Origin of the sequence: Oceanicola sp. 22II-s10i, assembly GCF_002210105.1 — a bacterium.
GTDB lineage: Bacteria > Pseudomonadota > Alphaproteobacteria > Rhodobacterales > Rhodobacteraceae > Pseudooceanicola.
This window is the reverse complement of record NZ_AQQU01000017.1, coordinates 1-21,325: the sequence shown is the minus strand read 5'-3', so window position 1 is coordinate 21,325 and position 21,325 is coordinate 1. Positions and strand designations below refer to the sequence as shown.

The following is a 21,325-nucleotide window of genomic DNA, read 5'->3' as shown; positions in this document are numbered from 1 at the left end:
CGATGACAGCCATGACCATGATTGCTTCTCGCCCCGCCTCCGCATGGGCACCGGAACGGCTTCTGGTCGTTGCCGACAGGGTCGGAGCCACACAGGAGATCAGCTTCGCCCAGCCTCTCGCCTCGCGACCCGGTGACATGCTGGTCTATTTCGACAAGAACCTCCGCCAGAAAGAGGCCATCCGCGCCCGGTTCGACTATGTGCAGCCCACGCTTCTGGTCCTGTCGCGCTATACCTACCAGAACGGTCTTTACTGGGCGCAACTGGCACGCCAGGCCGGGATCCCGGTGATCTTCCATATCGACGACGACCTGCTGCAGGTCCCGATGAGCCTCGGACCCGAGAAATACGCCGCCTACAACGATCCGGCCCGGCTCAAGGCCCTGCGCGACAACATGGAGGCCTGCGACCTGCTCTATGCCTCGACCGCGCCGCTGGCCGAGGATCTGCGCGGCCACGGCATCCGGGTGCCGATCGTGGCGGGCGATATCTATTGCTCGGTGGACCTGGACACGGCCCCGCCGCTGCCGCCGGCCACCGGGCCGGTGATCGGATACATGGGCAGCGGCGGCCATGCCGCGGATCTCGAGATGATCGAGGGGGCGATCGCCCGGCTGATGCTGCGGTTTCCGACGCTGCGGTTCGAGATCTTCGGCACCCTGCCGATCCCCCGGGCGCTGCAGCCGTTTTCCGACCGGGTCGGGCATGTGACACCGGGGATGCTGGACTACGACGATTTCATCGCCCTGCTGCGCCGGCTGGGCTGGTGGATCGGCCTCGCGCCGCTGGAGGACAACCGCTTCAACCGTTGCAAGGCGGATACGAAATGGGTCGAATACAGCCAGGCGGGTATTCCGGTGGTCGCCTCCGACCTTCCGGTCTATCATCGTGCCTGCGCGGGGGGCGCGGGCTTTCTGGCCGGGGACGAGGAGGCATGGTACGGGTACATGGAGCGGCTGATCCTCGATCCGGGCCGCCGCGCCGAGACCACAAGCAGGGCTGCACAGAGATTGAAAACCGTCTATCAGAGGGAAAACCTGACCCGACAGGTGCTCGAGATATTCGGACAGGTTCGCGATCTGACCCTGCACGATCAAGTGACGACACCCTGATAGCCCCGCAGGTGGATGACCAAAAGGAATACCCGTGAAAGACGAAACAGCCGACCTTATCAATTATGGCGTGCATGTCCTGAACGCTGCCCCCTGTCCCGAACAGGCGACTATCTTCGCCTTCGGGCTGGGCCGGTCGGGGACCACCATGCTGTCGCGGGCAATGGCCGAGCTGGGCATCTTCATGGGTGAGAAGATCACGCCGCAGACCCACGAGGACAAGGATATCCAGCTGGCCATCAAGGCGCGGGATATGAAGGCATTCAAGCAGATCTGCCGTCGCCGGGACGCGGACCACGACCGCTGGGGGTTCAAGTGTCCGGCCGCGCGCGGCGACGTCTCGGGCCTGGCGTCAAGGATGCGGAATCCGCGCGCCATCGTCGTCTTCCGCGATATCGTGGCCATTGCCCTGCGCAACAGCATCTCCGTCGATGCCGAGGTCATCCCCGGCCTTCAGGCCGCCGCGAAAGCCAATGTCGCCCTGATCGACGAGGTCATCAAGGCCGAGATCCCGACGCTCGTGGTCTCCTACGAAAAGGCGCTGCAGTATCCCGATCGTCTGGTGATGGCGATCGCGGCCCATTCCGGCATCGAGATCTCGGAGGAGCGGGCAAGGCAGATTGCCCGGGACCGGGTCGCCAACGGCGATCCGACCTATCTCTACGGGGCCAGCAATTGAGCGTTCGGACATGACCCGGCGACCTCTGATCAGGGCGTGACGGCGATGGATCAAGCCCCGTCCGAGAACCTCACCAATCCGGGTCTGCACATACTGAACCCGTCCCCCTGCCCGGCACAGGCGACGATTTTCGCCTTCGGGCTGGGCCGCTCGGGGACCACCATGCTGGCGCGTGTCATGCAGGACCTCGGTGTGTTCATGGGGGAAACCGTATCGCCGCAGTTTCTCGAGGACGCGGATATTCTGGCCGCCGTGAAATCCGGGGATCTGGAGGCGTTCGAGAGGATCTGCCGGGTCCGGGACGCGGACCACGACCGCTGGGGGTTCAAGTGCCCGGCCGCGCGCGGCGACGTCTCGGGCCTGGCGGCACGGATGCGGAACCCGCGCGCCATCGTCGTCTTCCGCGATATCGTGGCCATTGCCCTGCGCAACAGCATGGAAATCGATATAGCGACCGTCAAGGCCCTCAGGAAATCGGCCAAGTCCAATGTGCTGCTGCTCAAGCAGGTGACACGGAACGCGATACCTGTCCTCCTGATCTCCTACGAGAAGGCATTGCAGTTTCCGGAACAGATGGTCCTGGCCATTGCGGATCATTGCGGTCTTGAGGTGTCGTCCGGGTTGGTGGCAAAGATCGCTGCAGAGGCCGTTTCCAACGGCGACCCCAGATATCTGACCGATCAGGCATGACCCGGTCGCCGCCCGGGATACCGGCGGCAAAATTTCGGAACAGCGAACGTCTCGATGGCAAAGAAGAACGACAAGAAGAAATCAAGCAAGTCCCCGGAGAAGACGACGGCGCTGTCTGCGTCCCTGTCCGGCGCGCTGCCGGGCCGGGCGTCGGACACCACGCTGTTCAGCCTCTTCAGCCTGCCGACGATCCTGACCCGGCCGACCTATCTGGCCAAGTCCGCATGGCTCGAACACGTGCCCTTCGCCTTCTGGCTGATGGAGGCGCAGGCGCCGCGGATCTTCGTGGAACTGGGCACCCACTGGGGGGTGTCCTATTTCGCCTTCTGCCAGGCGGCCGAGCGCATGGGGCTCGACCTGCGGGCCTTTGCCGTCGACACCTGGGAAGGCGACGAGCACGCCGGGTTCTACGGCCCCGAGGTGTTCGAGAAGGTCAGCGAACACAACAACGCGCTATATTCCGAATTCTCCCGTCTGGTCCGGTCCGGGTTCGACGAGGCGCGTGAGCATTTCGAGGATGACAGCATCGACCTGCTGCATATCGACGGCTGCCACGATTACGATGCGGTGAAGGGCGATTTCGAGGGCTGGCTGCCCAAGCTGTCGGACCGGGCGATCGTGGTGCTGCACGACAGCAACGTGCGCGAGCGCGGCTTCGGGGTGCACCGGCTCGTCCGGGAACTGCGCGCGCGTTATCCCGTCTTCGAATTCACCCATGGCCACGGGCTGGCGGTGATCGGCGTCGGTGCGCAGCGCAACGCCAGCTTCGAGCGCCTGTTCGCGACCGAGGACGATCCGGTGGCGCGCAAGGCGATCCATGCCACGTTCAGCCGCCTGGGCCGCGCCTGCGCAGATTCCCAGATGGCCCGGCACAATGCCGAGGAACGTCGCGCCGCCGAGGCCGAGGCCGAATGGCTGGCCCGGCGCGTCGGGGAGCTCGAGGCCGTGCTGGGCGACCGCGCGCCCGCCGTCCAGGTGTCGGCCACGGCACCGGCGCGCATCGCCGCGCCCGACAGCGGGGCAGAGGCGGAGCTGAGGGCGGAGATCGCCCGGCTGTCCGCAGCCCTCGCCCAGTCCGAGGACCGCCTGGCGGCGACATCGGCGGAGACCGCCGCGACCCCGCCTGACCCCGCGGTGCCCGATGCGGACTACGAGCATCTGCGCGCCGAAAGCCGGGACGAGATCAACCGGCTCTCCGAGGCGCTGATCGCGGCGCAGGACGCGGAACGGGCTGCGCTGGAAAAGCTCGAGGCCCTGCGGGACGCGGGTCCGGTCCCCGCGCCGCACGATCCCGCGCCCGAGACCTTCAGGGCCCGCGAGATCGACCGGCTGACCACCGAGGCCGAGCAGTTCCGGGCCCGGATCGCGGAATTGCAGGGCGATCTTCACGACCGGCACGAGGAGATTTCGGCGCTGAGCCGCATCGTGATGACGCTGCAGGACAACGAAGCCTCCTCCGAGGCCCGCGTGAACCAGGCGCAGCGCGATGCACGCGCGGCAGAGCAGGCCGCGGAGCAGGCGGTGGAGCAGGCGCGGCGCGACCTGGCCGAGATGATCGGACGGAGCAAGACCGCACAGGAGAAAGAAACCGAGCTGCGGCGCGCCCTGACCGAGGCCGAGGATCAGCGGGAGATATCCGAGACGCGCCGTCAGGATCTGGCAAACGACCTTGAGACCATACGGGCCGAGAATACTCAGATCCGGGCGGCTCTGGCGAAGGCGCGCGAGGACGTCTCGACGCTGACGCAAAAGGCGCAATACTGGGAGTTCGAGAACGAGGCCCTGCGCAAGAGCACCTCGTGGCGGCTTTCCGCGCCGCTTCGGGCTGCTTCACAGGCAATTCGCCGCCCGAAAAAGGATTAGATGGCATCCGGCCGGAGAGAAGCGTGGCGTCCCCGAAACATTGGATTTATAAGAAAATCGGCCAGACCGTATGTGAGAACGGGACCACGCCAAACACAAGATCCCGCCACCGCGCGGTGGCGGAACACACCTCTAGCACAGATGGCGAAAGGCTATTGATATGACGAAGAAGCTGAAAGTTTTTGTCGGCTGGGATTCACGCGAGGACATCGCATGGCAGGTGTGCCGGCATTCCATGCTCCGCCACGCCTCGCAGGATCTCGAGATCTACCCGCTCAAGCAGCCGACCCTGCGCGAACTGGGGCTTTATACCCGGCCCAAGGACAAGGCCTCGACCGAATTTTCGATCACCCGCTTCCTGACCCCCTACATCGGCGCGCATGACGGCTGGTCGATCTTCGTCGACTGCGATTTCCTGATCACCGACGATATCTTCAAGATCCTCGACGAGGTGGACGAGGACAAGGCGCTCTACTGCGTCCAGCACGACTACACGCCCGCCAACATGGTCAAGATGGACGGCAAGGAACAGACGGTCTACCCGCGCAAGAACTGGTCGTCCTTCATGATGTTCAACGGCGCGCATCCGGACGTGAAGAAGCTGACGCCCGAACTGGTCAACGGCTCGGAGCCGGCGTTCCTGCACCGCTTCAGCTGGACCGACGACAGCCAGCTTGGCGCGCTCGACCTCAAGTGGAACTTCCTCGAGGGCGAATATCCGCAGCCCGACAAGACCCCGGTCTGCATCCACTACACCAACGGCGGCCCCTGGTTCGAGAACTGGCAGGACGTGATGTTCGGCGATCTGTGGACCGCCGAGCGTGACATGTATCTTGCCTCGGACGCCGCAGCACATGCCGCCGAGTGAGCGGGAAGCGGGCAGCGCGTTCCGGGCTGCCCGCTTCCGGACAAGGATCCCGTGGCCCCGCATCGCCGGGGCCGCGTGCAAGGGCCGGTTCCGCGCGAACCGGTGGCAGCAGCAACCAAGAGATATTTGATGAAAATTCTTGTAACCGGGGGTGCCGGCTTCATCGGGTCCCATCTCGTTCCCCTTCTGCGCGATCACGGTCACGAGGTCCGGATCCTCGACACCCTGTCGCCGCAGATCCACGGCGAGGTGCCGCAGGGGCTGGACTGGATGGCCCGGACGGGGGCTGAATTCCTGCGCGGATCCGTCACCTCCGCCGCCGATATCGAGAAGGCCCTCGACGGGATGGAGGCGGTGGTTCACCTCGCCTCCGAGACCGGCACCGGCCAGTCGATGTACGAGATCGCCCGCTATACGGATGCGAACGTCCAGGGCACCGCGCTGCTGATGGACCGTCTCGCCGCGGGCGGGCACGGCGTCACCCGCGTGCTTCTCGCCTCCTCGCGCTCGGTCTACGGCGAAGGCGCCTACATCCGCCGCGACACCACCGACGGGCCCGACGGGCCGCGGATCACGCCCCCCGCCCGCTCGGCCGAGGCGCTGCGGGCGCGCCAGTGGGATCCGGTCTGCCCCGAGACCGGCGCGCCCCTGACCGCCGTGCCGACCCGCGAGGACGACCGCACCGCGCCCTCGTCGATCTACGCCGCGACCAAGCTGATGCAGGAGGACCTGGTCCGTATCAGCTGCGACACGCTGGGCATCGGCTACGCGATCCTGCGGCTGCAGAACGTCTATGGCGAGGGCCAGTCGCTGAACAATCCCTACACCGGCATCCTGTCGATCTTCTCCACCCGGATCCGGCGCGGGCTGCAGCTGCCGATCTTCGAGGACGGGGCCGAAAGCCGCGACTTCGTGCATGTCTCGGACGTCGCCGCCGCCTTCGCCGCCGCGGCCGAGCGCGCGGATCCGGCCAACGCGGTGATCAACGTCGGCTCGGGCCGCGCCACCAGCGTGCGCGAGGTGGCCGAGAGCCTCTCCCGCGCCTTCGGGGCCGAACCGGACCTGACGGTCACCGGCCAGTACCGGCTGGGCGACATCCGCCACAACATGGCGGACGTGAGCCGGCTGAAGGAGATCCTCGGCCTGACCCCCGCGGTGTCTCTGGACGAGGGCCTCGGCCGCTTCGCCGGCTGGGTCGGCACGCAGCCGCTGCCCGAGGACCAGCTGGAAAAGGCGAACGCGGAGCTGGCGAAGCGGAAGATGATGGGGTGACGGACGTCATCCTGCATATCGGTCCTCACAAGACAGGGACATCGGCGATCCAGAGCTATCTGGACCGCCACCACGACCGGCTGCTGGCGGCCGGTGTGGATTTCCCGATGCTCGGACGCGCCGAGAACGGCTTTCCCTCGCACCGCCACTTCGCGGCGCTGTTCCGCATGGCCGGGAACGAGCTGCCTCCGCTCGGCTTCGCAGCTCGGGTCGCGGAAGGGGTCAGCACGGCGCCGCTCGCGATCCTGTCTTCCGAAGATTTCTACTACTGCTCGACCCGTATCGCCATGAAGCGGGTGCACAAGCGCATCGGCGTCCCGAAACAGGTCATCGCCTATCTGCGCCAGCCGACAGGGCATCTGCTGTCGCTCTGGCGCGAAGGGCTGAAACAGACCGTCACGACCTCCCTTCGCGGGTTCAGCAAGGCGCAGATGCGCGCGCTCTCCAACCCCAACCGGTTCGCCTATTTCCGCATGCAGGCCAATTTCGCCGTCTGGGACAGGCTGTGCCCGGTGACGGTGATCCCTTTCGGCGGGGACGATCTGGTCGGCGGCTTCTTCCAGGCCTGCGGCCTGTCCGATCTCTACCTGCAGGACGAGAGCGAAACCGAGAATGTCGGGGCCGAGGACAGCGTCGTCATCTGCCAGCTCATGGCGAACCGGGCACTTGCCGGCGACAAGCTGAGCCGGAACGACTACAAATGGCTCAAGCAGCGCCTGCGCGATCCCCGCGCCGCCGAGGCCCTGCGGCCGATCGAGCCGCATATAGAGCGGCGAGAGGAGGATCTTTCGACGTTCCTGGCGCGCTGCCGCGCCCACAATCCTGCCTTCGCCGAGGCCTGGGAGGGAAGCGCGGAGTCCCTGACGGTGCCCGTCGGGATCGATGGCGTCATACTGAAGGATGTCACGGCCCTGCTGCAAAACCTGGAACCGGCGCCTGCCGTTTGGCCCACGGAAAGTGTCTCATGAGAACGCGACGAGCCATGCGCCGTCTCGGAGCGCTCTAGTCGTGTTCGTGGAAGCCGCCTTCCACCGACCCGGCACTGTCATCTGTGCGCTCCGCTTCAGGAATGACCGACGTGGTGCGTAGCGTGCTGCTGCATATCGGAGACGGCAAATGTGGCAGCACGTCGATCCAGGCAGCCCTCTTTGACGCCGGTGCGGAACTGTCGAAAGAAGGGGTTCTTTATCACGCGGAAAAACGGGTGGGAGGACAGGCCCCTCTGGCGACCTTGATCGGCGTCACGGCCCGGGCCGAAAACATGGAAAGGCTTCGCGCCAGGTCCCGCGAGACCCTGAGAGAGATCGGAAGACGCGCCACCGAACATGATGCCGCAATACTGTCCGGTGAAAAGTTCATCCGGGCCAATCCCGGTGATTTCATCGGGATGCTCGGCGAGGTTTTTCCCGAACTCGAAACGATCACGGTTCTGGCCTATGTTCGCGATCCGCTGAGCATGTATCTTTCGGTCGAGCAGCAGCGGCTGAAAGCGTCCGCCTGGTTCGCCCCGCCGACACAGGTAAGAGACATGAGCAAGGCCCTCTCGCGATGGCGCAGGTCTCCACGCGTCAACCGGATGGAGGTGCGCGCCTTCGACCCGCAGCGGTTCCCAGAGGGTAGCGTCGTTCGGGATTTTGAAACGGTCCTGCAAGGTTGGCGCCCCGGCCTGAAAACCCGGTTGCCGGACATCCGGGAAAACGCCTCCGTAACGGCAGAGCAACTGGTCCTCCTGCAAAGGTTCCGGGCCAAGTTCTTTCCCGAAGTGACAACCTTCGGGCGCGAGACCGAGGGCCTCCTGCTGTTCTTTCACGACCTTAACCGGGGCGGGTCGCTTCTCAACAAGCCCACGCTCAGTCAGGATGCCGCCGATGTCCTGACAGTTTGCTCGACCGACATGGTTCGGCGCCTCAATGCGACCTATCCCAGCCTCGATCTTCCGGTCAGGACGCCGGAATCGACGCCGGTTGAACGGTCCTGGGATCGGATCGAGGACGTGCTTGAGACTGTGGACTGGCCGGTGGTCGATGCTCTGATTGCCCTGATTCCAAAGTGGACCCCTGCGCTGTCCGATGGACCGACCGAGGAGGCGAGATCAGCTCTTTCACTGTTGAGCGATCTGCAACCCGAGAACCCCGGCCATGCTGCGGCAGCGACCGGGCGGTACTGGCGGAACTCAGGTCTTGTCAAGGGAGCCGACGCCCTTGATCTTCTCGAGATATGACGGCCCGAACAGGGAGAGCCACCTCCCGTTGCCTGTGGCGTTTTCGGGCCATGCGGCACGTTCAGTTATAGAGCCGCTTGAATGCACTTCCTTTTTTCAATTACTTCGATGGTGGATCACTGCATCCGCGACAAAAACGCCCGGGAGGCAGGCGACTGCGACCCCGGCAAGGCACAGGAATGCATATGACATCGCGTAAGATCCTCGTCGTCGGCAACAGCCATACCCAGATGGTTGCAAAGGCAGAAGCCTTGAGAAAGGAGGGGCCCGATTACGTGAGCAAAGGTGATGTCACTGTCCGCTGGCTCAAGACCCAGCGTCATGGCGACACGCCGATCGAGCAGGCAATGGAGGAAATCGCGGCGCTCGGCCCGGATGACCTGCTTGTGCTGACCAGATTGGGCACGCTGCATAATGTGCTAGGCCTTTTCGTGCATGACCGGCCCTACGTGATCCTGAGGGCCGGCCAGAAGCCACAAGACGACATGGAAGGCTACGAGGTCCTGCCGGTTGCCACGCTGCGCAGCAGTCTTGCGGAGGCGATCTCGAAAGAAACGCTCCTTCGGGAGATGCGCGATGCCGCCCCCTGTCGGACGATCCATTACTCCTCGCCTCCGCCGAAACGCGAGCTGCGGAGTGATGGAAAGCTCCGCACCCTCGACTCGGGCGAGCAGGTTCGCATGAAATTCAGCGATATCTGGACCAGGCTGGCCTTCTGGAACATCGAGACAGAGGTAGCAAACGAGTTTCTCACGGAGATCGGGATCGAGATCTGTCCGGTTCCCCCGAAGGCGTTCGACCCGGACGGCTTCCTTGCCGAACCCTTCTGCGGGTCCGACGCCACCCATGCGAACCAGCGTTACGGAGCGAGACTGCTGGATTATTTCGAGTCGCTTTGAGGGCCCGCGCTTCGATGGGATCGCCGGTCTCGATTGGGGAGAGTGGACGAAAATATCCGCATTCGCGGCATCAGGGCGCCGAAGTGAAAGAGTGAAGCCCGGCATTCGTTGCAACACAAGCCCGACTTGAATAGGTTTGAAGGGGAGAGACTTCCGGTCTGTTCAAAAGGAATTTTTATCATGACCGACCATCCCTACAAATCCCTTCCCGACAAGGCCTTCTGGCGCCGCTCCGTCTCCGCCCCCGAGATCGGCGATGTCGATCCGGTCGGCGTCTTCGATCTGAAGATCACCCCCGAGACCAAGGTGGCCACCGCCGGCAGCTGCTTTGCCCAGCACATCGCGCGGCACCTCAAGTCCTCGGGGTTCGACTATTACGTGGCCGAGCAGGGGCATCCGCTGATCTCGCCCGGCGTGCTGTCGGCGCATAACTACGGCACCTTCTCGGCCCGCTACGGCAACCTCTATACCGCGCGCCAGCTGCTGCAGCTGATGGACCGTGCCTATGGCCGCTTCACCCCCGCCGAGGGGCCGTGGATCGATCCCGACGGCACCGTCCGCGATCCGTTCCGCCCGGCGATCCAGCCCGGCAACTTCGTCTCGGTCGAGGAAATGGAGGCCGACCGGAAACAGCACCTCGCCGCCGTGCGCGAGATGTTCGAGACGCTCGACGTCTTCGTCTTCACCCTCGGCCTGACCGAATGCTACCGCAGCAAGGAGGACGGCGCCGTCTTCCCGCTCTGCCCCGGTGTCGAGGGCGGCGAATTCGACCCTGACAAGTACGAATTCTACAACCAGGGCGTCGAGGACGTGGTGGGCGACATGACCGAGTTCCTCGCCAGGCTGCGCGAGGTGAACCCGAAGGCGCAGGTGATCCTGACCGTCTCGCCGGTGCCGCTGATGGCCACGGCCGAGCCGGGCGCGCATGTGCTGTCGGCCACGACCTATTCGAAATCGGTGCTGCGGGTCTCAGCCGAGATGCTGCGCAAGGCGCATGATTTCGTGCATTACTTCCCGTCCTACGAGGTGATCACCGGCGCCTACAACCGCGGTGCCTATTACGCCCGCGACCTGCGCAACGTCACCGAGAACGGGGTCGGCCACGTGATGGGGCTGTTCCTGAAATACGCCACCGGGGGCACGCCCGCCGCCGCCCCGCGCAAGGCCGAGGCGCCGCAGGAGGACAGTTTCCTCAAGATGTCGCAGAGCTTCGTCGAGGTGGAATGCGAGGAGGCCGCGCTCGACCGCGGGTGAGGTAACGGCAAATCGATCACGATCCGACCCGCGGGCTGACGGAGCAGCGGAATTGCCTGGCGGACTCCCGGGCGAGAGGCGTGATGAAGACGCCTCTCCGCCCGCAGGGAAGGTGTGCTGGCTGGCATCTTACCCCAAGAGCGGAAATACTTGGCTGAGATACATCCTAAACGAAATCTTTGGCTATGATGATGAGGGCAAATCCCGGGTCATCTCCTTTCTGAAGGCATACCCGGCGAACGCTCCGCTCGTGTCCCTGCGCGGTCAGCAGTCAAAGCTGCTCAAGACCCATCTCCATCCTGTCCACCAGCGCATGTCGCTTGTCCCGGATGAGTCCATAGCGGCCATACTCATTCGGCGTCATCCTCTCGATATTCTTCTGTCAGCGCTAAATTATGCGAAGTTGCGGGACCAGAGCAAATTTTTCCTGAAGGGCAATGTAAAATCCGTCGAAGCCATCATTGCCGATGGAGAATTCCCGCATTACATAGATTTGTTTTCGAGAAATGACGGATTCCCATTGTTTTCGGGATCATCCGGCGCGATGTCGAAGTACCTGGGTCGGTGGCGCCAATTGGGCGTGAAGGTTCCGATACTCGAACTCCGGTACGAAGATTTCACCGCCGATCCGAAATCCGGTCTCCGAGAGGTGGCAGCTTTCCTGCAAATCGATCTCAGCTGCGCGGAAATCAAGAGAATCGTCGAAACGGTGGACCAGATGACCCAGAAGAATGACCGGTTCTTCTGGAAACGGAGAGCTTACAATTTTACCCATATGCTGCCGCAGGAATTGGTGGAATTGTTCACAGACACATGCAAACCCCAGTTGGCAGGTTTCGGCTATTGAGTCAGCGCAGGGCTTGACTTTGTCAGGCGTCGTGGGTCTGCTTGAAATTTCCCTGACTACGTCCACACTATCCCACATCCAATTATTTGACCTAGTCAGCTGAAAATTTCTCAAAGGTGGACGTTCAATGACAGCAAATGTTCTTCACATTGGCACACATAAGACCGGCTCGTCGTCCATCCAGGCTTTTCTGACTAACAATCGATCCGCTCTGGCGGCCCGCGGACTTGACGTGCCGGTGTTCCGGGGAGACGAGACGTCCAAAGGGCACCAACATATGGCCGCCGAGTTTAGGGGCCTCAGTTCGGGGCCTCCGCCCGAAGCCCCCGCCCGGACAATCGAGAGCCTCTCCACGCGGCTCTCGCCGCAGCCGGCAGGCACGAACGTACGGCTCTTCTCCGCCGAGAACTTTTATCTTTGCAGGCCTCCCCGCATAGAACTCATCCGGGACTGCCTCGGCGATCAGACGCGGATCCTGTGCTACTTGCGCGAACCCGTGTCCCATCTGCGTTCCATGTGGATGCAGCACATTAAACGCAAGCGCCTTCCTCAGTCCTTTCAGGACTATGTTGAATCCGCCCAGTCGCATTTTGCCAGCGGCATGTCCTACTATGATTACGACGCCCGGATGTACTTGTGGCGGAGGTATTTCCCCGACGTCGTTGAGGCGATCTTCGAGCCGATGGAGAATGCTCTCTTCTTGCGAAAATTCCTCGATCTCTGTGGACTCGGTACGGTGGACAGTGCCGGACTGGCGATACGCACCCCAGGGAATGTCGCGCTGCCTGATGGCTGCTCCAGCCTCTTGCAGCGGCTCAATGCAATGGTGGCGGCGGGCCAGCTCGATACCGCGACCCGGGATTTCTATGTCGGGTGCGTCCGGCGCAATGCCAAGCATTTCAACGATCTGTTCGAACCTGCACTATCCATGGCCGAATACGACTTTTCAGATTTCATGGACCTTTTCAGGCAGCATAACCCGCGCCTTGCCCCCCGTTTCGAGTCCTCGAAGACGGTCCTGACTTTTGCGGAGCTGGGCGGCATGACCGATGGCGAGATTCTCGATATCATGGCCAGCGAGCACGCCAAAACCGAGGCTTAGCGCGCTCGCGCCTGGATCCTAGCCTGGCTCGGTGCGTTCATTTCCGCCGCATCGTGTAACTCATCCCCGGCGCCAGTGGCCCCTCGACCACCGTCTCGGCGCCGTCGGCCCAGCGGACCCGCAGCTCCGTCGCTGCCCCGGCATCGCCCATGCCGAAATGCGCGACCGGGGCGTCGAAGGACATGAAGCCGCCGCCCAGCTGGATCTCGCGGGTCTGGGTGCGGCCGGTGTCGTCGGTCAGGGCAATCAGCGCGCCGATCCCGTCGCGGTTGCCGGCGTGATCCTCGAGCCTGACCATCAGCGCGGGCGCCTGCGTGTTGTTGCGGAACAGCACGACCGGTCCGTTCACCGGGTGGGTCACCATGTCCAGATCCCCGTCCCCGTCCATATCGAAGGCGGTGGCGGCGGCGGTCATCAGGTAATCTTCCAGCCCGAAGGGGCCCGAGGCCTCGTCGAAGGTGCCGTCGCCCCTGTTGTGGAAGAACAGGTTCGAGGGCGAGACCTCGTTCGGGACCCATGTGCCGTTGACGATATAGACGTCCTGCAGCCCGTCGTTGTCGAAATCGGCGATCTTGGTGTCCCAGCTCCAGCCGCCGACGTCCAGTCCGCGGGCCACCGCCTTGTCGTCCCAGGCGTCGCCGTTCCAGTCCAGGAGCACGTTGGAGCGCTGGACCTGCTCGATCCCCGCCGCCGCCTCGGCCTCGGTGAAGGCGCGGGCGGGCCGGAAATGCACCTCGCAATAGGCGCGCGGCACCGGCTGGCTGTCGGGGATCAGGGCGCAGATCGAGGGATCGCGCTTCTGGATCGCGAGGTCCTTGATCAGCATCGCCTTGCATTCCGCCTGGTAGCGCCCCTCGAGCTGCTGGCAGCGCGAGGCGTAGGTCGGGTCGAAATTGTTGCCCGACTTGTACCAGGTCTTGATCTCCATGTTCTGTTCGCAGGTCGCCTTTGCCGCCGCATCCGCGATGCCGTCGCAATAGCGCCGGAGCGGCTGCATCTTCAGCTTCTTCGACACGCCGGATGAGCGCCCGGCGATCTGCGCGAGGTAGATCTCGGGCGTGCCGTCGTTCATCAGATCCGCCGTCTTGACCGCCATCGTGGTGTTGGTGACATGCGGGATCAGCGCCTCGCCATGGGTGATCATGGAAAACCCGCCCGCCCCGTCGCCGCGGTAGAAGTAATCGGGGATCTCGAAATCGTTGCCGACGATCAGGTCGCCGGTGCCGTCGCCGTCGAAATCGGTGAACAGGATCGACAGCGTCTCGCCCGGAATGCCGGGCAGTTCGGTGAAGCGCTCGCCCGACAGCCGCCCGTCATCGTTCCAGATCACCCGGTTGCGGCTTTCCTCGCCGGGGATGCGGCGATACCAGCCCGCCGCCCAGTTGCCCAGGGCCAGGTCGAGATAGCCGTCGCGGTCCGCATCCGCCAGCGTCAGCGCGATCGACAGCACCGCGTCCTCGCGGTTGGCGATCGGGCGCGGCGGCTCGGCGCCGAAGGCCCCGTCCACGTTCCGCCACAGCCAGTTGCCCTGCATGTAGGTCGCGATGACGAGGTCGGGAAAGCCGTCGTTGTCGATATCGGCGAGCGCGGCGTTGAAGACCGGCATCCCGGCCAGCGGGCCGAGCGGCGCGTCGATCCGGGCGAACTGCCCTGTGCCGTCGTTGTCGTAGAGATAGAGCCCCGCCTCGGTCGAGGCGATGACGAGGTCCGGGTCGCCGTCGCCGTCGATGTCGCCGGTGGCGACGCTGCGGCCCTCCCAGAACGGCGGCCACATGTCACGGAACGAGAACTCCAGCGGCTTGTCGATCCCGGCGGCGGCGGCCTCGATCCGGGTAAAGCCGGTGTCGGCCGCGGGCGAGGCCGGGGCGAAGGGCGTCGCGGTGACCGCGATCCGGTCCGCATCCGCGCTGGTCACCCTGCCCTGCGGCATGTCCGAGGCGGCGGCGCGGGTGACGAACAGCCCGGCGAGGTCGCTCAGCAGGCCCGGCTCCGCCGGCGCCTCGAGGCGGCTTTCCTGCAGCATCCTGAGCGCCCGCTCGGTCTGCCAGTCCTGATAGGTCTGCGCGCCGAAACCGGCCAGCATGCCCAGCACAGCGATGGTGCCGCCCAGCATCCACGCCGCGCGCTGGCCGATCGCCTGCGCCACGATGAAGAAGGAATAGACCGAGAAGCTGCCGAGCGTGAACAGCAGCCCCATGACATAGCCATGCGCCAGCCCCGCCGACAGCATCACGCCGGCAAAGACCACATCATAGGAAATCGGACAGGGCAGGAAGACCCCGACGAGGCAGATCAGCACCAGCGCCCCCATCCCGAAGGCGAGCCCGGTCACCAGGTCCTGCGGCAGGAGCACCGTGACCACCGCCCCGAGGAACCCCGCCAGCAGCATCAGGGGCACGGTCAGCAGGATGATGTAGCCGAGGTTGCGCGCATAGGTCACCGCCACGCCCAGAACGGCGGCGAAGATCGACTCGCTCTGCGGCGGATCGGCGGCCAGTTCCGCCGCGCTCCAGGGCATCGGCTTGATGTCGGGGCCCTTGATCTGGGTGACCGGCAGGAACCGGCAGATCAGCGGCACCGCGACGAGGATCACCAGCAGCGACAGCGCGATCTTGGTCACCGCCATGTAGAACGGCATCAGCGAGAACAGCATCGTCAGCACGATCACGTTCAGCGTCGGCGAGGCGATCATCGCCGAGAGCGTCGTCTCGGCCCTCATCCCGGCGGAATACATCCCCTTGGCGATCGGCGCGGCGCAGTTCACGCAGACGCCGAGCGGCGTGCCGATGGCGAGCCCCAGGAAGGAATTGGAGAAAGACCCGCGAAAGCTCTTCTGCCTGAGGTAGGCCGCCGCCGTCAGGAAGGCCGCGGCGAAGAGCACCCCGAAGGTCATCCCCTTCTTGTTGGTGAAGATCCAGTTCAGCGTGGAATAATAGATGTGCTCCCACGTGCCCATGTCCGGAGTGATCGGGTATTTCGCCTCGAAGCTCAGCCCGTCCTCGAGCTGGATCGCCCCGGACATCAGCAGCTTCTCGTTCAGCGCCGGATAGCGCGAGCCGGTCCAGAACATGTAGGCCAGCACGGCGACGATGATGAGGGCGAGGAAAAAACGTTTTTCGTAGGGTTTGAGGATCAAAGAGTTCATCGGAATACCTCCGGCGTGGAATACTGGCAGACTAGCAGCCTATGCCCTGTAATGGGAGACTTATGCGACGTCCGCGGCTACGAGGCGTCGAACCGGTCGTCGAACAGCGGTCGCCCTGTTCCCATTGCCTGGATCTGGGTCTCGTCCAGCATCGATCCGTCGAGCGTGGCACGGTACCAGGTCTGCCGCGGATGAAACCATGGCAGGCGTTGAGCCGTGAAGCCGAAGCGTTGACAGAACTTCAGGACCGACTCCTCCTTGAACGTGACGACACCCGGATAGATCCAGCCTGTCGCCCGTTCGCCGGGCGGTACCTTCTTCTTCTGTTCTTCCGGGGACACGACGGTAAACAGAAGCTGCCCACCCGGATTGATAACCTTGGCGAGCCGTTTCAGCGAGCGCAGAAACAGGTCCTTGCCGGTGTGGGAATAAATCGACTGGGCGACGACGAAATCCACCGGCCCGCCGATGGCGGCGGAGGTCACGTCCGGATCGCTCAGGAACAGCGGTTCCTTCAATCGCAGGATGTCCTCACCGATCTCGTCTGCAAGGGCAGCCTGCCAGAGCCAGCTGTTCGGCTCCACCCCGACATAGCGCCCCGGCAGGAGGTACTGGATCAGGAACCGTCCCGCCCGCAGCGATCCGCAGCCCAGATCCATCAGGCGGTGATCCTCGCGCAGCCCCAGGCCGGTCAGCAGGCGGAACTGCGTGGCCCCCATGAAATCGTATTGGGCCACGGGTCCGACATAGGTGCGATGGTGTTCGCTGCTGCCGCCCGGCAGGTTCCGTACGGCAGCCAGGCGTGCCTCGTAGTCTTCACGTGTCATGGCCGATCTCTCCGAGGTAGGCCAGGTCTTCGGGGCGGAAGTCCGACAGCGACCCGGCCATGTGTCGTCCCACCGTTTCCGGAAGGCGAACCCGCGCGGCGAGCTCTGCCAGCTTGTTTGCCGTCACCGGCCGCTTCAGAAAATGCATCGTCTCGGACAGGACAGCCTCCGGGTCGCGGATCAGCCGGTCGAAATCGAGATGGTGCACCCGGTCCGGAAATCTCTCGGACACCCGTTCCATACGCCTGTGTACGGCGCACCAGAAGGCCAGCGCATCCGCGGGCGATTTCGTAACGTCCCGGTTCAGGAACACCGGCCCCCATGTGATCAGCTGCTTCTGATTGGCGCTATAGGCCATGTCCAGCGCGTGCCGGGTCATATGCACGTATCGCAACTCCGGATGCCACTCCAGCAGACGCTCGATCAGGATATACGTGTATGGCACCTTCCAGCCCCAGTTCGGGGCCGGCGCTCCCTGCGCGGCATGGGCCCGAAATCCCCGGGACCATGCGTCCAGTTTCTTGCGCGGATGCTGGAGCCGCTCGAGCGACACCGCGTCCAGCATTGCGATTTCGGCGGCGCTCAGTGGCCGGGGATCCGACATCTGGCGGAAGAAGAGCGCGATCAACCTGTCCGTTTCGGCGGAATCGGAAACGAAGATGTCGCGCCGTCCGAACAGGAACGCGTACCAGAGGTTGTCCAGCGCAACGCTCAGGTCGCTTCCGATAAAGACCCCGGCCCGCTGCAGGACATCGGCCAGGACACGGGTTCCACTGCCCCCGAGACCTCCGACGGCGATAGGTATCGGGCCGTCGGAGAGAGTCGGAGATTTATCGCTGTGCGGCAAGGTCGCGCGTGATCGCTTCGAGACGTGTCAGGCGCGCCTGGAGATCGGTATTCTGCTCGTGCAGCTGCGCGATGTACAGATGCGCCTTCTCCAGCTCGTTCAGCATGCCGCCGGTCATCGCGGTGATGTTGAACGGCCCGTCCTCGGGCGTCGGGCCCACGTTCGGCAGGTGCTTCTTCTCGCGCATCATCGCCGCCTGCTGGGCGATCGTCGGCAGGGGGTAATCCGCGTCGAACACCCGGTCGCAGCCCGCGGTGCAGGATCCTGCGGTGAAGAGCTGGCCCTTGAGATACATGTTCCCCGATGGCGTCAGCCGCATCTCGATATCGGACGGACCGCCCGGCTCGGTCGTCGCCCGGAACTCGCCCGACTGGTTCTGGAAGTTCCACACCCGGCCGGTGCCCGATCCCGCCGCCAGCGAGGTGTCCTCGAGGCTGAAAAAGGCGACCCCGTTGTTCTTCAGCGCCATCAGCTCCCGCGCCGCCGTCGTGCCGCTGTTGTTCTCCGCCACCAGCTTGGCCCCGTCGCCGATCGAGTTCAGCGCCCCCTCCAGCGTCATGTTCCCGCCGGGGTCGAGTTGCATCTCGATGTCGTTGGCGCCGCCGGGTTCGGTTGTCACCCGGAAGGTGCCACCCTGGTTCTGGACGTTCCAGATCCGCCCGGTATCGCTGCCCGCAGCGATCGAGAGGTCCTCCATCGACATGTACACCGTGCCCGCGTTCTGCATTGCCAGCATCTCGCGCGCGCCCACGGTGGCGGTGGAGTTCTCCAGCAGCAGACGGGCCGCATCGGACCGCCTCACATGCAGCGCGGCCTCCGGATTGGACGTACCCAGCCCGATGTCGTTGGTGTCCTCGATATAAATCGCGTCGTCATCCGCCCCCGGCTCGATCCGGAACGGCAGTTCGCTGCCATTGGTGACATCGCGGATGAAGAAGTTCGATTCGTTGCCCGCTACGTCCCAAGTCTGTGACGCGAAGCCGTCCGATCCGTCCTGCTGCAGGCGCAGGGTCGGGGTGTTGCCCTCGACCACGTGAATATCGACCACCGGGTTGAGGGTCTTGATCCCGATGTCCCCGTCATTGTCCACGACCAGCGAATTGGTGTTGGCGCCGGCCTTCACGCGAAAGGGGATACCATTGGAGGTCGCATCCTGGATCGCGAAGTAATTGTCGCCGCCGTTGACGGTGTCATTCGCGATCAGCCGCCAGTCATTGGCCGGGAAGCTGCCACTGTTCGACGTGTCGTCGAAATGGATGCGAAGGTTGTTTTCCTTCAGCCGGATCGTGTCGGCGCCGAAGTTCTCGCTCGAGGCGCAGTCGACCCCGACGCAGAGCGAGTCCTGGATGATCACGTCGCTGGTGAAGACCTGCGCCTGAACCGCGCTGCCGGCGGAGGCCGCCAGCAGACCGGCAGCCAGTGCCACGCGGGTGTGTTTGAATGCCATCATGGGACCGCTCCTCGAATACTGGCTGCACCCTAGAGACTTTTTCACGGCTTGTCCGCGCAAAAGAACAGAAAACAGGATTTTGCCTGTGACGTGGGAAAGCACGTCACAGGGCGCATGTCGGGCGGCGGGGATCACATGGTGCGGGTGGCTTCAGCCCTTCTCTTCCTCGACTGCCTCGGGGGTGATGATGATCCCGTCCTTCACCACGAAATGGCCGGTGGTGTAGAACGGCTTGGCCATGGTGGTTTCCTGGTTGTCGCCGCGGCCGTTGTTCTGCGGATTGACGATCTCGACGCGCTCCTCGGTCGCGGCCCGCAGCTCGTAGCGGTAGACGCCGTCGATCGCCTCGGCGGGGTTCAGTTCGAACACCGGGGTGCCGGTCGCCGCGCTGATCGTGGTGATCTTGCCGTTCGGGGCGGCCACGACCATCATCCCGTTCGACAGGCCGACCCAGTTGTCGAACCAGACGGCGTTGGAATTGTGCTGCTGCACCGGCTCGGGTGTCGCGGCCAGCGCCAGCGGCGCGGCGGTGCAGGACAGGACGAGGGCGGTCAGGGCGGATTTCATAAAGTGATGCATGATCGAAGTGCTCCGGATGGTATGCGCGCGCCCGGCCCGCCGAGGGGCCGAAGTCGGGAGCAGCCTAGGCGACAGGCCGCCCCCGCACAACCAAAGCAAACGTTACCGTTGCGCCTCGACCCGCTCCAGCCGTTCGGTCAGCTGCGCGACGGTGGCCTCGAGCCCCGCCATCCGCGCGATCTCGCGGTCCTGGTCGGCGATCCGGTCGTTCAGCTGCGCGATATAGAGATGCGCCTTCTCCAGCTCGTTCAGCATGCCGCCGGTCATCGCGGTGATGTTGAACGGCCCGTCCTCGGAGGTCGGACCCACGTTCGGCAGGTGCTTCCTCTCGCGCATCATCGCCGCCTGCTCCGCGATCGTCGGCAGCGGGTAGTCTTCGTCGAACACCCGGTCGCAGCCCGCAGAACAGGATCCGGCGGTGAACAGCTCGCCTTCGATCGTCAGGTTGCCGGAGACATCCAACCGCATCTCAATGTCGCCCGCGCCACCCGGTGCGGTGGTCACCCGGAACTCACCCGATTGGTTCTGGACGTTCCAAATCTGACCAGTGTCGTCGCCTGCCGCGATCGAGCTGTCCTGCAACGTAAAGAAGACAATTCCGTTGTTCTTGAGCGTCATCAATTCGCGCGCGTCCACAATGCCACTGGTCTCTTCGATCAACAGCCGCGTCGTGCCGTCGCTGCTTTTGACGTGCAGTGACGCGTCAGACGTCAGCGTGCCGACCCCGACGTCACCATCGGTATCGATGACCAGCGCGTTCGACGGCGCGCTCGGGCGGATGCGGAAGGGCAGCGTGCTGCCGTTGCTGGCGTCACGGATGAAGAAGCTCGTCTCGTTGCCTGCCAGGTCCCATGTCTGCGCCGCGAACCCCGAGGAGGTGTCCTGCTGAAGCCGCAGCGTCGGCGTATCGCCGTCGACCGTATGCAGTTCGACCGACGGCGAGGAGGTCCCCATACCGATCCGGCCTCCGTCGTCCACGTAAAGCGAATGGCTTGGTGCCCCGGCCTCGATGGTGAAAGGGGTCCGGGCTCCGTCGATGTCGTCGATCGAGAACTTGTTCAGACCGCCACTGGCGGTGTCGTTCGCGGTCAGCTGCCAGTCGCGGGAGGGAAAGCTGCCCGTCGATGTGTCCTGGAACTTGATCCGGACGTTGTTCTCCTTCAGCCGGATCGTGTCGAAACCGAAGCTTTCGTTGTTGACACAGTCGAACCCGACGCAGAGCGAACCGTCGATGATCACATCGTCGAGGTGAACGACATCCGCGAGGGCCGGAGCAGCCAACCCGCCGGTCATCAGCGCGGCGGATGAAAAAACTGAAATGTAGGCAATTTTTCTAAACATGGTAATCTCCGAGACCTTCGAGGGAGGCCGGTCAGGAGCCTCCCGAAATCAAGTGAAAATCTGACATCAACTGCGATGCAGGCGCGCAATCAGAGGTAGTTTAGTATACTACCTGCATTTTGATAAGATGTGAGTTGACCCCAGGTCAATCTTGTTCTGCGTGCCCCCGGATCAACGTGCGGCCAGCACGGCCTCGAGCGTGGCAAGCCGGGCCTCGAGCACGGCGGTCCGAGCCTTGTCCGCCTCCAGTTCGTCGATGCGCGTGTTCAGCTCGGCGATATAGAGATGCGCCTTCTCCAGCTCGTTCAGCATGCCCCCGGTCATCGCGG

Annotated in this window: 18 protein-coding genes; 12 read left to right on the top strand and 6 right to left on the bottom strand. The window is 64.0% G+C overall.

Going from position 1 to position 21,325, the window contains the following annotated elements; all coding sequences use genetic code 11:
• The first annotated feature begins 2 nt into the window (after positions 1-2).
• From ATO6_RS22810 to ATO6_RS22755, 12 genes are all read left to right on the top strand, one after another.
• The gene (locus ATO6_RS22810) at positions 3-1,112 is read left to right on the top strand and encodes a hypothetical protein (protein ID WP_088626289.1); all 1,110 of its coding nucleotides are present in this window, start codon (positions 3-5) and stop codon (positions 1,110-1,112) included.
• Between the two features lie 34 nt (positions 1,113-1,146).
• Entirely contained in the window at positions 1,147-1,791 is a 645-nt protein-coding gene (locus tag ATO6_RS22805) for a hypothetical protein (RefSeq protein ID WP_088626288.1), read from the top strand.
• A 45-nt stretch (positions 1,792-1,836) separates the two neighbouring features.
• Entirely contained in the window at positions 1,837-2,481 is a 645-nt protein-coding gene (locus ATO6_RS22800) for a hypothetical protein (protein WP_088626287.1), read from the top strand.
• 54 nt (positions 2,482-2,535) lie between these two features.
• Complete coding sequence (locus ATO6_RS22795) at positions 2,536-4,344, top strand: class I SAM-dependent methyltransferase (RefSeq protein WP_088626286.1); 1,809 nt, start codon at positions 2,536-2,538, stop codon at positions 4,342-4,344.
• A 160-nt stretch (positions 4,345-4,504) separates the two neighbouring features.
• A complete protein-coding gene (locus ATO6_RS22790) occupies positions 4,505-5,212 on the top strand; it encodes a glycosyltransferase (RefSeq protein WP_088626285.1) in 708 nt (235 codons plus the stop codon).
• Positions 5,213-5,341: 129 nt separating this feature from the next.
• On the top strand, positions 5,342-6,484 hold the full coding sequence (locus ATO6_RS22785) for an NAD(P)-dependent oxidoreductase (RefSeq protein WP_088626284.1): 1,143 nt from the start codon (positions 5,342-5,344) through the stop codon (positions 6,482-6,484).
• Positions 6,481-7,452 (top strand): hypothetical protein, encoded by a 972-nt coding sequence (locus ATO6_RS22780; protein WP_088626283.1) that lies wholly within the window; start codon positions 6,481-6,483, stop codon positions 7,450-7,452. Before ATO6_RS22785 ends, ATO6_RS22780 begins: the two co-directional genes overlap by 4 nt.
• Positions 7,453-7,553: 101 nt before the next feature.
• Positions 7,554-8,705, top strand: a complete 1,152-nt coding sequence (locus tag ATO6_RS22775) for a hypothetical protein (protein ID WP_088626282.1) — start codon at positions 7,554-7,556, stop codon at positions 8,703-8,705.
• 185 nt (positions 8,706-8,890) lie between these two features.
• The gene (locus ATO6_RS22770) at positions 8,891-9,604 is read left to right on the top strand and encodes a hypothetical protein (protein WP_088626281.1); all 714 of its coding nucleotides are present in this window, start codon (positions 8,891-8,893) and stop codon (positions 9,602-9,604) included.
• 180 nt (positions 9,605-9,784) lie between these two features.
• Entirely contained in the window at positions 9,785-10,858 is a 1,074-nt protein-coding gene (locus ATO6_RS22765) for a GSCFA domain-containing protein (protein ID WP_088626280.1), read from the top strand.
• Between the two features lie 52 nt (positions 10,859-10,910).
• Entirely contained in the window at positions 10,911-11,705 is a 795-nt protein-coding gene (locus ATO6_RS22760) for a sulfotransferase domain-containing protein (RefSeq protein ID WP_088626279.1), read from the top strand.
• A 127-nt stretch (positions 11,706-11,832) separates the two neighbouring features.
• On the top strand, positions 11,833-12,807 hold the full coding sequence (locus ATO6_RS22755) for a hypothetical protein (protein WP_141102060.1): 975 nt from the start codon (positions 11,833-11,835) through the stop codon (positions 12,805-12,807).
• 37 nt (positions 12,808-12,844) lie between these two features.
• Here ATO6_RS22755 and ATO6_RS22750 read toward each other — a convergent pair whose 3' ends face one another.
• From ATO6_RS22750 to ATO6_RS22725, 6 genes are all read right to left on the bottom strand, one after another.
• Positions 12,845-15,952 carry an FG-GAP-like repeat-containing protein gene (locus ATO6_RS22750; protein WP_254919248.1) on the bottom strand — a complete coding sequence of 1,036 codons (3,108 nt, stop codon included), beginning with the start codon at positions 15,950-15,952 and terminating at the stop codon, positions 12,845-12,847.
• Positions 15,953-16,029: 77 nt separating this feature from the next.
• Positions 16,030-16,779 (bottom strand): cyclopropane-fatty-acyl-phospholipid synthase family protein, encoded by a 750-nt coding sequence (locus tag ATO6_RS22745; RefSeq protein WP_088626276.1) that lies wholly within the window; start codon positions 16,777-16,779, stop codon positions 16,030-16,032.
• The gene (locus ATO6_RS22740) at positions 16,769-17,626 is read right to left on the bottom strand and encodes a sulfotransferase (RefSeq protein ID WP_088626275.1); all 858 of its coding nucleotides are present in this window, start codon (positions 17,624-17,626) and stop codon (positions 16,769-16,771) included. Before ATO6_RS22740 ends, ATO6_RS22745 begins: the two co-directional genes overlap by 11 nt.
• Positions 17,610-19,076 (bottom strand): hypothetical protein, encoded by a 1,467-nt coding sequence (locus ATO6_RS22735; RefSeq protein ID WP_088626274.1) that lies wholly within the window; start codon positions 19,074-19,076, stop codon positions 17,610-17,612. Before ATO6_RS22735 ends, ATO6_RS22740 begins: the two co-directional genes overlap by 17 nt.
• A gap of 150 nt (positions 19,077-19,226) precedes the next feature.
• The gene (locus ATO6_RS22730) at positions 19,227-19,655 is read right to left on the bottom strand and encodes a hypothetical protein (protein ID WP_088626273.1); all 429 of its coding nucleotides are present in this window, start codon (positions 19,653-19,655) and stop codon (positions 19,227-19,229) included.
• Between the two features lie 102 nt (positions 19,656-19,757).
• A complete protein-coding gene (locus ATO6_RS22725) occupies positions 19,758-20,996 on the bottom strand; it encodes a SlyX family protein (RefSeq protein WP_141102059.1) in 1,239 nt (412 codons plus the stop codon).
• Positions 20,997-21,325 lie beyond the last annotated feature (329 nt).